The following is a 14,005-nucleotide window of genomic DNA, read 5'->3' as shown; positions in this document are numbered from 1 at the left end:
GCCTGTGAGAATGATCCTGAGAAAGAGTCCATTGGAGCTTATGTCTATGACGGTCAGGATCGATTCCGGTGAAAAAAGCAGGTTGATCAGCAGAATACCTGCAAGTGCGAATGTAATGGCGATGATCAGGTCAAGTCTGACCCAACTTGTCTGTCGCATTAATCCCCGCTCCGAAAACAAATCATGATAGGCTTATAATCGATTCCCGCGTAGAAAAAACTAAGATGTGAAAATCAGAAGCGGAAGTCAGTCACTTACCTGAATACTACTAAAACAGTACCATATATGCAAGTATTATTTATCAGAATGATAACCGCCCGATTTCTCGGGCGGTATAATAGCCAATATGTTTGTAATTAGCAATCGGGGACTGTATCACCGTCGATATCGCAGGGATCATTGCCACCGCTGAAAGCGTAGTTAATGATATAGACAGCATCAGAAACATCGACCAGCGTATCACAGTTGGCGTCAGCCTGATCATAGGGATCCGGTGCCGGGCCACCGGCAAAGGCGTAGTTGATTATGTAAACCGCATCCGATACATCGACAGTTGTGTCGCCGTTTGAATCACCGCACAGCATACCCTCTTCGACAACGATCGTATAAGTTGTCGTATCAGCCAGTTGTGGATTGGAGGCGTCGCTGAGTTGAACCGTAAACTGGTAGTTTGATGACCAGGTGGGTGTTCCAGCCAGCAGGCCGTTATCTTCAAGCGTTATACCATAGGGTATCTGCCCGCCGATTTTAGTCCAGGTGTAGGGCGGTGTTCCACCCAGGGCTTCGAACTGGAACTCGTAATAGATTCCTAAAAGCGCGTCGGGCGGTTCCTGTAAAGTGAAGTGAACTTTGCCGTCGCAGGCATCACCGACGCCGTCGTGGTCGGAATCGGCCTGGTTCTGGTTGGGTGTGTCGACACAGTTATCGCACATATCGCCAACCTGGTCAGCGTCTGTGTCAGCCTGCCCCAGGTTGGGAACGATCAGGCAGTTATCCACAGAGTTGACGATCCCGTCGCTGTCGAAATCATCGCTGGTGCCGAGTTGATAGAGCATGGCCGCCGAAGTTTCTACCATGCGGTCGAGATAATCAAAATTGATGTATGTCGTGCTGTCATTGTAAGAATGATATACATAGGAGAAGTAATATTCCTGCAAAAAGATCACATCATAGCCGTTCTGGTCGAAGGGATGATGGTCCGATCCGGAAGATCCTCCCGCCAGGTACCCGGTTATATTGCTGATAGATTGTGAAAGCGCGATCCACTGCTGTGCGAACATGGTGTTGTCGCCATGTTTCAGGTTGGCCCTGTTAGTATTCTGGATATGAGCGATCATGTCCATGTTGAACATCAACAGGATATTATCGCCGTTAGCGACAGCTTTATCGGCGTAGTCCCAGGAACCGTGGAGGCCCCATTCCTCAGCATCGAAAGTTATGAATTTAAAAGTCACATCGGTTTCGAGCCCGCTGAAAATCCTTGCGAGTTCGAGTACTCCGACAGTTCCACTGCCGTTGTCGTCGACCGCCGGTGATCCGGGAACGCCGTCGTAATGCGCACCGACGATGATTTCAATCTCGGGATATGTCGTTCCGGGTTTGACCGCCACAACATTATAGCAAGGGCGGTCGATTCCGCCGATTTCGGCGGTGAATGGATCGTTGTAGACCGAATCGTAGCCGAAGGATTCGAACTTGTCATGAATCCAGTCACGCGTGTTGTAGATTTCGGTTGTACCCGCCACCCTGCGGAAATATGACTGCAGGTGATAGAGGTAAGCAGTCAGCGTATCCTGGTCGACAAGCTCGGCAATCGAGTCGAGGTCGAGTGGCAGTTTTTTGAGGCCGGTATCGTACTGGAAATCCGGTTTATACTTAAATTCCATGAAATCGTTGTGCAAAGGCATCAGATCCGGAACTTCATCAACAGGAGGCTGGTAGTCCTCGACCAGGAGTAAACGGTAGCCTTCGTATTCAAAGATTACCGGATAGGCCTGTTTGTTGCGGTCATCCATGCGGCGATCGAGATAGAGGTCATCCAGTTCTACCTGTGTCGCGATCAGTTCGACCTGCATACCGTTCTGGATCAATTTATCGATCTGACCAGAAGGCGCGGTAATAATATAATTTCCTCCGACTCTGAGAACGGGTTCCACTTTAAGACCGTTCAAAAGCATGGCGTCATCGGGGCTGTTCAGACTTACCCGGTAGAGGTCGGTTGCCTGGGCTTGAAAAAATGTTAAAAGCAGGATGATAGCGGTCATAAATATAGTTTTCATAAACCCTTCCTTGTTGACTATTTTATACCAGCGCGTGCTTTAATCAGACGAGCCGGGACAGTATTCGTGCAAATATTTAAGGTGAGACCTGTATGGACCCGGTCTAAATATACTAATTACAGCGAAACAGTCAAATATTCTTCTACATGAAAATACGGCAATGGAAGCGATAAAAATTGGCATTTACGATCAAAAAACCCGCCGAATGAAATCGGCGGGTTTTCTCACGTAGAAGAAATTTAGCAATCGGGAATGGTATCGCCGTCGATATCGCAGGGATCGTTTCCGCCGCTGAAGGCGTAATTAATGATATAGACAGCATCTGAAACATCAACTAAAGTATCGCAGTTTGCGTCAGCCTGGGAATACGGCACCGGTGGCGGGCCTCCGGCAAACGCGAAATTGATGATATAAACCGCGTCGGAGACGTCCACAACAAGGTCGCCGTTGGCGTTACCGCACAAATCGCAAACATCGCCGGCCCCATCGCCATCCGTATCTGTCTGGGACGGGTTGGCTGTTTCGGGGCAGTTATCCAGCGCGCAGGTATTGGCCGGATAGCCCGGGTTCCCATAGCCGTCGCCATCAGTATCAGTACAGCTGTCGCATTCGTCGCCCTCGCCATCTCCGTCGGCATCTTCCTGGCCGCCGTTGGCGACAGCCGGGCAGTTATCGCAGGCATCACCGATACCGTCGACATCGGCGTCCGCCTGGGAGGGATTGTTTACAGCCGGGCAGTTGTCCGCTCCCGCGCAATAACCGTCGCCATCGATATCATTATCAGGATCGCTGGGGCAGACATCGCAATCATCGCCGATACCGTCCGAGTCGGCATCAACCTGGTCCGGATTAGCATCGGTTGGGCAGTTATCGCAGGCATCGCCGTAAATATCGGAATCCGAATTCTGCTGGAGCGGATTGGCTGTGAAGAGGCAGTTGTCGTCGTAGAACAGGACGCCGTCGCCGTCGAAATCAAGCTGATTTAACTGCCTGACCGCCATGAGGACATTGCCACTGCCTGAATCGAGATAGGAATAGATCACCTTGTTGCCACCTTCTCCGATGTCTGCCGATCGGTAATCCTCGCTGACACGATGAGCTGTATCCGAAACCTGTACCGGTGCGCTCCATGTGAGTCCGGCATCGAGGCTCCGGCTGGCATAGAGAGTGCTGTCGGTGATATAGGTGCAGACATAGATATCGCCACTGACATGGGAAATTTCCGGGTAGTTCTCCGGCGATGAAGTCCCGGCCACGACCGAGAAACTGGTCATGCTTTCGATGTCTCCATCGTCGGTATACCAGCACAGGATATCGTAATCACCCGGCAGAGTGTCATGGTAGACCGCCGCCGCCATGAGCACGTTGTTGCCCTGGGCGGCCAGTACCGGGTAACGGATATGCCATTCAGGATCGGTGAAACTGCTCGTGATGATCTGGGATGTATCCGCCCAGTCGTAATAATAGTCACGGCGAATAAACAACTGGTACTGATCATCGGTGGTGTCGTGACGATCCCAGGCCGAGTATGCCTTGCCGTTAGTCGGGTCTATCGTGGCGGTAACTGTCTTGCAGTTGTTGTAGGCACTGCGATAGTCGGCATAGGCGGAAGATACAGTGAAACCGAAAATGATCGGTATGTCGTCGAAATCATACTGGGCGTTGTCGTAGTTGATAATGGCCGCTTCAAAACCCCAGTTCCAGGACTGCTGGTTGTCATCCAACCCGATTTCTATCATCTTGATATCGTGCCAGGATGGATCCTGGAATGCTCCAAAGCCGACATCCCAGCCGTTGGCGTCCATCGGATCGGGGATGTCGATTAACATGAAAGCAGCGCCGTTGACGAAATCTCCAGGTGGAACATATGTTCCGTAGAACTGGGTACCGCTGCCGTGATATTTGACCGATGGATAAGTCCCGCCGTTTTGCTGAATCCAGCAACAGCCGGTCCAGTTCAGACCGTCATCATCGGAACCGTTGATGTAAATCAGGCTGTAAGGAGAGACACCGTCATATCCCTCAAACATCCGGGCCAAATCACCCGTCTCGCTGTCTGCAATCGAAGGATGCAGGAAATCTTCGATGGTGCGGTTGAGCGGATCTTCGGTCTGATTATCAGTGTCGTAGTATTGCTCGATGAATTCCGCCATGGACATGGTCGTGACCTGGATTTCCTTATTTAAGCTGACAGGTTCAGTGTCGGCTTTTTCCAGGCGTAAAGATGGAGGTCTGTCTGACAAGTTAACGGCTCCCTGTACAGAAACCGATGATAGCAATATAAGAATTATCGCGGAAAGTATGACAGGTTTGCGAGATGGCAGACTTAATTTCATAGTAAGGTCCTTTCCTGTGCGTTCTTATAGTAAACCAGTATTTTTTTCATTTTTCCGGCTTGAAGCTTCGCAGTTTAATGCCGGTATGATTTGCAGAAGCTCCTGTAAATATAAACAGCAATCATATTTATGTCAATTCAATTAGTGTAAAAGTACAGTTAGGAACTGACGCACTAAATATATACAATTATGTGTAGGATTGTCATGGGGCGTCAAAATCGAGTTGAGGTGAATTTGTTTAATATGGCATTACAGTTTGTAACAGGTATATTTACACGGGTAGAACTGTCAAAATTATCATTTTAGGAGGTCCGATGAAGCTTGTTAAGGAATGTAGTGTTTTACTGGCTGTAATTATGATTTGTGCCTGCTCGCAACTTGTTGCGCAGGAGGAGGTCGATATCACCACAGGTGTCGATATCGTCAGCAGGTATTTCTGGCGCGGGCTGGATATTGCCAACACACCCAGCCTTCAACCGACCCTGGCAGTCGGCTATGCCGGTTTCGAAATTGGCAGCTGGGGAGCTTACACATTGTCTAACGAAGCATTTGCTTCCGATGAAATCGATTTCTGGCTGAGCTACACACAGGCCCTGGAGAGCGGGGTGGAGATATCAGTTATGGTTATAGATTACTATTTCCCGAATTCCGGAGTCGATTTCTTTAATTTTAACAACTACGACGATGAAGATGGTGCGGGGGCTCATACCCTTGAAATCGGGGCATCTGTCAGCGGGCCGGAAAGCTTTCCGATAGGTGTTTCGGGGTATATCAATGTCTATAACGATGCCGGTAATAACACTTATTTCCAGCTCGATTATAATACCGCGGTAAATGAAACAGAGCTCAATTTCTTTATCGGTGGTACCGGGGGGAGCGAGGACAATCCGGGCTACTATGGCACGGATGAAACAGCTATCATCAATATCGGTGTCACCGGATCGCGCGAGATTCAGATAAGCGACGAGTTCAGCCTGCCATTGTTTGTAACTTTCGCGATCAACCCCAAGGCTGAAGTATCATATATGGTGGCAGGCATAAGTTTATAGATAATTATGTAGCACTTTAGAAATAAAGCCCCCGCGATGTCGGGGGCTTTTATGTGCCCGCCTACAAACTACCGCGTTCGACAGCAGTATAATCTTTGTAGATAATGAATTGCGTTGAATCAAAATAACGTATATTTTACAAGGCGGTAACAAACATAGAATTCTGCGGAGTAATATACTTCAGATGGATCAGATCAGAGTACTTTACATCGATGATGACAAACAGCTTCTCGAGCAGACCAAAGAAGGCCTCAACCATGATCGTTTCGAGGTCTTAACCGCGTCTGGCGGCAGGGCCGGCCTGGATATTCTCGAGCGTGAGAAAATTGACGTGATCCTGTGCGACCTTAATATGCCGCAGATAAATGGTCTTGAGGTTTTGAAGCGAGCTCAAAAAACTGTTCCCGATATTCCATTTCTAATAATCACCGCCCATGGCACGATCGAACTGGCCGAGGAGGCGATTCGCCGGGGAGCGATTCACTTTGTACTCAAGCCGTTTGAAATCCGTGAACTGGTGATCAATATCCATCAAGCGCTGGAGCATAACCGTCTGCGATTGGATCTGCATGAATACTCCGAAAACCTCGAAAAAAGGGTAGAGGAGCGTACTCGTCGCCTGGAATATGCCAACCGTCAATTAGCCTCATTGAATGAACTCTCGAGCGAATTGACCAAGATTTTTGACGAGGATACGCTTTTAGATGATGTTGCCTGTTATGTGACCGAAGCTCTCGATTTTGACCGGGGCGCGCTTCTGGTACGCGATGCTGATGACTGGCACCTGCGTTCGGTCAGCTTCCCGCGTGATCCGCAGGAAATGGTCGAGAACCTCCGGCGTAATATCAGGGAAAATCCGGATTCCAGACCACCGGTTTTTGATGAATGCCTGGACGAAGTCAAGACGATATTGATACGTGATCTCAACAGCGACAGTCGCTGGCCCAAACAGCCGGGACAGGTCATTCGCACCAAGGCGATCATTATGACGCCATTGACTACTAAGGCCGGTCCGATAGGAGTGATTATGGGCAACCTCCAGCACCATGAGCGTGATCTCGATGAACAGGATGTCACCCGATTCGAGATGCTCGCTAACATGGTCGGAATGGCGGTCGACAATATCCGGGCATACAAGTCCCTGGAGCGGAAAGTGGATGAGCGCACTCAATCGTTGCAGGTCGCATATCGCGAGCTGGATGAGAAGGCTCGTCTGCTGGCGCGCAGTCGCGATGAACTCCAGTCCATTCTGGACTCCTCCAGTTCCGCTGTCATTATGGCTGATGTCGACGGCAAAATCACTGCCGCCAACCGTCGTACCTGCGATTTCTTCGACCTGCAAAGCGAGCAGGTAATGGGAAGCGAGGTCACGAGCTTTTTGGAGCAGACAGCGGACAGGTTCGAAAAACCGCATGAATATGCGGAATTGATCGAAAATTTAAAGCAGGATCCCGACAGCCTCCTGGAAGATATCTTCGATATCACAACGCTCTACAACCGGGCTTTCAGGATGGTAGTGCCTTCTGAACGCTATGTCTCGGTGTTCAGTGTTACTGTTCGGGATCGATCCGACCGTGAATTGGGGCGAGCCTGGATGTTCACCGATATCACGGAAATGAAGAAAGCTGATGCGCAACTTCGCCTGATCGTTGACACTTCGCCAATTCCGACCATCATAAGCCGTCTCGAGGACGGTCGCGTGTTGTTTGGAAACGATCATCTTGGACATCTAATCGGTGTCCCACCTGAGGAACTGGTTGGCAGAAGCACCCCTGATTTCTACTACGATGAAGACGATAGACGGCTTGTAGTCGAGAAACTGGAGCGCTCGGGAAACGTTCAGGGTTTCGAAACACGTTTGCAACGCGCAGACGGCAGTATTATCTGGGTAATCCTGTCGCTGTCATTGACCCGGCTGGAGGGTGAGACTGTAATCATCGGCGCGGTTTATGACATAACCAAACGAAAAGAAGCGGAAATTCAGTTGCGGCGCGAACGTAACTTCGTCTCGGCTGTACTGGACACGGCTGGAGCGCTGGTGGTTGTGTTGTCGCCCGAGGGTGATATCCTGCGCTTTAACAAGGCTTGTGAAGAAGTCAGCGGATACGCTTTTGCTGAAGTGCGGGGCAAGAAATTTCAGAATATCTTTATCACGCCCGATGAGGCTGAAGCGCTGGCTCAAAGATTCAAACATATATTAAACAGCCGTGCTCCTGTCAAAGGTGAAAACTGCTGGAAGATCAAGGATGGTTCACGGCGCTTGATCTCCTGGTCGAATACGGTTATTCTGGATGATTCCGGCGAGGTTGAATACGTGGTTGCGATCGGGATCGATATTACCGAACAAAGACAAGCCGAGGATAAACTGAGGCTCTACCGCGAGATCTACCTGAATTCACTCGATGGTATCGCGATCGCCGATCCGGAGGGGCGCTATATCGAATCGAACCCGACCCACCAGAGCATCCTTGGAATTGACCCTGAAAAACTTCGCAACAGGAAATTGATGGAGTTGCTGGCAAATGAACAGGGGCCGGAAATATACCACCAGTTGACAGAGCGTGGAAGTTACCGGGGCGAAGTCGATTTCATCCGGCCGGACAAGATAATCACGCTCGACCTGTCCGCCTTTCCGATCCGTGACCGGGACGGCAATGTCTCCCATTTCGTGGGGATCGGGCGGGATATTACCGAGCGCAAGGCGGCCGAGGAAAAACTCAGGCTGTACCGCGAGATATTTTTAAATTCCCGTGACGGCATGGTGGTGGCGAATCCGGAGGGTTATTATATCGAATCCAATCCGGCATACCAGCAGTTCACAGGCCAGAGCCATGAGGAAAATGTCGGGCGCAAGATGGATCAGATCATGGAGGGGTTGGGAAACGAAGAATTTCAGCAGAAGATACTCAGCCCGGAGGGCTTCAGAGGCGAATACAAGTTGAATTCTTCAGAAGGCGGAAAAATCTACGTCGATCTCTCAGCTTTCGGAATAAAGAATGACGAGGGAAAGTTCGAGTGTTTTGTCGGTATCGGTCGCAATATCACGGATCAGAAAAGCGCCCAGGAAGCGCTAGCCAAACGGGTCTGGTACGAAGAAGGGCTGGCGGCGGCAACGCAGTCGCTGTTAAACGAGCCTGATCCGGATGAAGCGATCGAGCGTGCATTGTATCACCTTTTGATCGCTTCCCGTTCGAGCCATGTATATGTATTTGAGAACTATTCTGATCCGGACCGGGGGCTGTGCGCGCGGAGTGTGCATGAGGTCCAGGATGTAAGCGTGGAGGAAATAAGAGGCGACGGTGAGATCCCGATGATTCCATATCAAGAAGGTTTTGAACGCTGGAAGAAAACTCTCGAATCCGGACAGCCGGTTGAAGGTTATGTCGAAGATTTCCCTGAAAACGAGCGCGCCTTCCTGCAATTGCATGGTGTCAAGTACATTCTGGCTTTGCCGATTATGGTCGAAAACGGTTGGTACGGATTTATCGGTTTCGATGACTGCAAGGATGTCCGTGACGATACCGATGACGAGGACATCAGGCTTCTGAAAACAGCGGCCGAAATCTTCAGCGGATATATAGAGAGCAAGCGTTTCGAGAAAGCCCTGAAGGTTTCCGAACGGCGGTTTCGTACCCTGGTGGAAAATGCCAATGATGTTATTTTCTCGCTTGACGGGGATGGTAACTTTACGTACCTGTCACCGCGTTTCGAGGAGATCACCGGGTTTTCCCCCGCAAGTTACATCGGCAAGAGCTCCATGGAGTTGCTTCATCCTGACAGCATTGAAGAATCAAAGCAGTGGATCTCCGAGGGGATGCCTTTGCACGAGCACGAGTTTTCAGGTTACCAGGAGAGATTTCGTACAAAGGACGGCACCTACCGCTGGTTTAACACGCGTGCCTCGATCATCCGAGATGAAGCCGGTAAAGTTGTCGAGGCTATCGGGGTTGCGCATGATATTACGGAGATGAAGCAATTACTCGATGATCTCGAGGAGGCGAACCGCGAACTTCGCGACACCCAGCTTCAACTTGTGCAGTCCGAAAAGATGGCCTCACTGGGCCAGCTCGTGGCAGGAATCGCGCATGAAATCAATACACCCATCGGAGCGGTTGCGAGTATGCACAATTCACTTATGAGGGCGACCGAAAGGCTCAATAAATATCTCGAAAACGAACTTAAAAATCATTATCGGGAGAGCGAAGAACTACAAAAGTATATGGATGTTATCCGGGAAGCCAACCGTGTGATCAAATCCGGCAGTGAACGGGTGATCACGATCGTGCGCAGGCTACGCAGTTTCGCCCGCCTGGATGAGGCCGAACTCAAGCGTGTCGATATCCACGAGGGGCTGGAGGACACCCTGACTTTGATTCACCACGAGATCAAGCATAATATCGAAGTTGTGCGCGAATATGGTGACCTGCCTCCTGTGGCGGTTTACCCGGGACGCCTCAACCAGGTCTTTTTGAATCTTCTGAACAACGCGAGGCAAGCGATCAGGGGCAAAGGTAAAATCCATATCAGGACTTTTATCCGCAATGATAAAGCAGTGATAGAAATCGAAGATGACGGGATCGGGATAGAACCGAAAGATCTACCGCGTGTTTTCGATCCCGGATTCACCACCAAAGGGGTCGGGATCGGTACCGGCCTCGGGCTGTCTATTTGCTACCGGATCATCCAGGAGCACCATGGTAAAATCCATGTAGAAAGCGAGCCCGGCCAGGGCACTAAATTCGTTATCGAATTACCCCTGGACCTGGATAATAATATGCGCAACAAGTAACCTGTCATTTCGTACTTTATCTTAATGAACTCAGAAAAGAAATCAATCTCTTATGGAACTTATTCTTTATGATACTGCGTTTGAATAACTATTGAACATGAATGTATATGCTAACAGGAAATTAAGCGATTTACATATATAATGCATGAAAGTGGAGGATTTCAGATGAAATCGATGAGAAAGACATTTATCCCCCTTATCGTGATCGGTCTCTTGATCATGTCGGGGATGATCAGTACGGTTTTCGCCAAACAGGCGGAGCCCGAACTTCTCGCAAAGATCAAGTCAGTGGGCGGGATCGATGAGTATCCCAATGCCAATTATGTGCTGGTCGACGACCAGGTCGAAATCGAGTACAATCACAAGGGGCAGGCCGATTACAGGTACTACGAACTTACCCGGGTGCTGACCGAAAAAGGTAAAAATATGCTGGGCGAAAGGCACCTCTACTATTTCAAGGTCTACGATACGCTGACACTGCATAAAGCCCGCGTGATCAAGCCCGACGGGGAAGTGATCGAAGTCCCGGAAGACTATATCAAAGATATAGTCTCGGGCGCGACCGAGGCGATGAATATCTATCAGCCTGACACGCGCGAGATCATCATCAGCTTCAAGGGATTGCAGGTCGGTGATTTCATCGAAGTAGAATATACCGATCACCTGTTTCATTCACCGATGGACGGCGTCTTTGATGGTTTGAATGTGTTCCAGTTTTCGGAACCCATTATCCACAGCCGTGTGAAGATAACCGGTCCGGAAGATATGCCCTTGAAATATGTTGTCCGCAGGGGCGAAGTAAATTTCGAGCGGGAGAAAAAGGACGGCAAAATCACCTACACCTGGTGGGCAGAAAATCAGCCGGCGATCGTGACCGAAATCGGGATGCCCCCGGTAACAGAGATTGCGCCGACAGTGATTTATACCACGGTCGACACCTGGGAGGAAATCTCCCGCTGGTGGGCCGAGGTGGCCGAAAGCAAGATGGCTCTCAGCGACGAGCTCAGGGCAGTTATCGATTCGCTGACCGCCGGCAAATCCAAACAGGAAATCATCGCATCAGTTTATCATTATGTCGCCCAGGAAATCCGCTACATGGGCCTGGGAACCGGCAAGAAGAAGGGATTCGAGCCAAAACAGGTGGTGGAGACATTCGAGACCAAGTACGGCGTCTGCCGTGATGTGGCCGCGCTGATGGTGGCGATGTTGCGCGAGGTGGATATCGAGTCTGAAATCGTTTTGACCATGGTTGGCCAGAAGATCGAATCCGAAATCCCACATCTGCATTTCAATCACGCCATCGTCGCTGTCAAGGATAACAATGGCGGATACTATTTTTCCGACCCGACAGTCGAGAACCTGCCTGTGCTGTTTCCCAGTTACGAGCAGGAGCAGGATGTCCTGATCTGCACCAAAGAAGGGCGTTCGCTTCAGGAAACACCTCATCAACCGGCTTCAGAAAATCTCGGTCGCATATCAGCTGAAAGCGAGTTGAAGGCCGACGGCAGTTTTAAAAGCGATGTGGTTATGGTCGCGGATGCCACTTACGATATGATCATCCGGTCGACTTTGAAGCAGATGCCCAAACAGCAGGCCCGGATGATGTTTGCGCAGTTGTTGCAGAGCTCTCTGCCGGGGGCCAGCCTGTCATATTTCGATACTTCGGATCCCGATGACCTGGACAGCGCAATTACCATCAAATTCGGTTACACCGTTTCAGATTACGGGCTCAGCGCCGATGATTACCTGCTGGTTAAGATGCCTCTTTCGGCCTCCAATTTCGACATCCTCTCGATGTTTATCCTGGAGACCGCCAAGCTTCCCGAACGTGAACACCCGCTCAGGATCGGCCTGACTTTCGGGGCGGTCGAGGAAGAGACATTGATTTTACCGGATGGCTATGATCTCAAATCATTCCCTGAAAACCATGACCTCAAATATGATCATTCAGCCTACCAGACTGCGTACACCAGCTATGCCATTCCGGAACCGAAGGCCGGTAAACTGAATGTGCAGTTTCATAAGAAGTTCTTAGTTGACAGCAAGCAGTTTTCTCCGGAAGAATACCAGGAGTTTTTGAAAATACTGCAGGCCCGCGATAAATCCAGCCGGGGTGAAATCATCCTGGTCAAAGAAGACAGTTGATCGGGAGGTTGATGATGCGCAGAACATTATATTTTGTGCTTATAGCACTGGGCATGTTCATGGTGACAAACCTGTCTGCCCAAAGTGATTCAGTAACCCTGGAAATACTCGAGCTGATTGAACAGGCGCCACCTGCGACCCAGTATCCGGATGCTTCGGCGATGACGCTCAAACATGAGCAGATTACGAGGGTCAATCCGGATTTCAGCTCTGTCACCGATGAGCATCTCGTAATCAAGATCATTAACGATCTCGGCAAACGTCGCTACGGTGACCAGAAACGCAAGTATAACGTGGAATCCGATACCATCGAAGTCGTGATGGCGCGGACTTTTGACCAGGAGAACAACATTTATACGGTCGAGGAAAAGGCGATCAATGATATCACTCCATCGTCGCTTTCGGGTGCGTCGATGTACTCGAATATCATGCAGAAGGTGATATCTTTTCCGGCCCTCGGCAAGGGAGTGACGATCGACCTAATCCTGAGGACCAAGTCCGGCGCGCCTGATAAAGATGAAAAAGTGTTTTTCTGGGATACCGACCTGTTTCAAAAGGAGGATCCGATCCTTTCCAAGAAGAGGCAGTTGATTCTTCCATTGGGCGTGGATATCGATTACACTTTCCAGAATGAAGGTGTCAGTTACACGGTTGATACGCTCGACAACGAAGTGATCCACACCTGGGAGACTGATTTCGCCTCGCAGATTATCCCCGAACCCAATATGCCTCCCATGAACAGGATCGCACCGCGCCTTATATACACATCGGCTGAATCCTGGAATGAAGTCGGAGCGTGGTTCGCGGAGAAGTTCTTCAAGCATATCGACAACAGCCCCGAGATGATTGATCTGGTCGGTGAATTGCGGGAACAGTCCGAAAACAGGGCCGACCTGATCGAGGAAATCGGAACTTATGTCATCAAAAACGTCCGTGAAGTCAACCTCAGGCTCGGATTGGGCGGTTATGAACCCCATGACGCCAGCGAAGTTTTAGATAATAAATATGGTGACTGGCGTGACAAGACTGTGCTTATGATTGCGATGCTGAAAGAGGCGGGGATCGAGGCTTACCCGGTTTTTGTAAACCAGTCCGATCCTGTAACAGCGGTTGATATGCCCGCCCTCTGCCAGTACAACGCGATGTTTGTTTATGTTCCCGGTGAACGGGGAAATGACGCTGTCTGGATCAACCCGTTTGCTGATTACTGCCGTTTTGGTTATTTTCCGAACGGGCAGTCGGTCAAAAGCCTGCTGGTCAGAGAAACCGGGGCGGAATTGATTGAGGCCTATGATCCTCCGCATGAGGTTAACCTTGCAAACATCGATGCCACTTATGATCTCGACCAGAATGGTGACCTGAGAAGCAGTTTCTCGCTTAGCCTGGATGGCTATATGGATTACCGGG

The 14,005-nt window shown here is 50.0% G+C and carries 7 protein-coding genes; 4 read left to right on the top strand and 3 right to left on the bottom strand.

Features of this window, described 5'->3' with window-relative positions; genetic code table 11:
• The 3 genes from GF404_05820 to GF404_05810 all read right to left on the bottom strand — a co-directional run.
• Positions 1 to 159, bottom strand: a 159-nt coding sequence (locus GF404_05820; protein ID MBD3381700.1) for a hypothetical protein, incomplete at its 3' end; no start/stop codon positions are given.
• A gap of 197 nt (positions 160 to 356) precedes the next feature.
• Positions 357 to 2,279 carry a M28 family peptidase gene (locus GF404_05815; GenBank protein MBD3381699.1) on the bottom strand — a complete coding sequence of 641 codons (1,923 nt, stop codon included), beginning with the start codon at positions 2,277 to 2,279 and terminating at the stop codon, positions 357 to 359.
• 239 nt (positions 2,280 to 2,518) lie between these two features.
• Positions 2,519 to 4,615, bottom strand: coding sequence for a hypothetical protein (locus GF404_05810; GenBank protein ID MBD3381698.1), 2,097 nt, complete (start codon positions 4,613 to 4,615; stop codon positions 2,519 to 2,521).
• Between the two features lie 314 nt (positions 4,616 to 4,929).
• Between GF404_05810 and GF404_05805 the strand changes: the two genes are divergently transcribed.
• The 4 genes from GF404_05805 to GF404_05790 all read left to right on the top strand — a co-directional run.
• Positions 4,930 to 5,664 (top strand): hypothetical protein, encoded by a 735-nt coding sequence (locus GF404_05805; GenBank protein MBD3381697.1) that lies wholly within the window; start codon positions 4,930 to 4,932, stop codon positions 5,662 to 5,664.
• A gap of 184 nt (positions 5,665 to 5,848) precedes the next feature.
• The gene (locus GF404_05800) at positions 5,849 to 10,453 is read left to right on the top strand and encodes a PAS domain S-box protein (protein MBD3381696.1); all 4,605 of its coding nucleotides are present in this window, start codon (positions 5,849 to 5,851) and stop codon (positions 10,451 to 10,453) included.
• Between the two features lie 141 nt (positions 10,454 to 10,594).
• Entirely contained in the window at positions 10,595 to 12,598 is a 2,004-nt protein-coding gene (locus GF404_05795; GenBank protein ID MBD3381695.1) for a DUF3857 domain-containing protein, read from the top strand.
• 11 nt (positions 12,599 to 12,609) lie between these two features.
• Positions 12,610 to 14,005: DUF3857 domain-containing protein (locus tag GF404_05790; GenBank protein ID MBD3381694.1), on the top strand; the 1,396-nt coding region annotated here is incomplete at its 3' end.

It is taken from the genome of Candidatus Zixiibacteriota bacterium (assembly GCA_014728145.1).
GTDB lineage: Bacteria > Zixibacteria > MSB-5A5 > JAABVY01 > JAABVY01 > WJMC01.
Note: the sequence above shows the minus strand (reverse complement) of the source record. Positions and strands in the feature narration are given on the sequence as shown.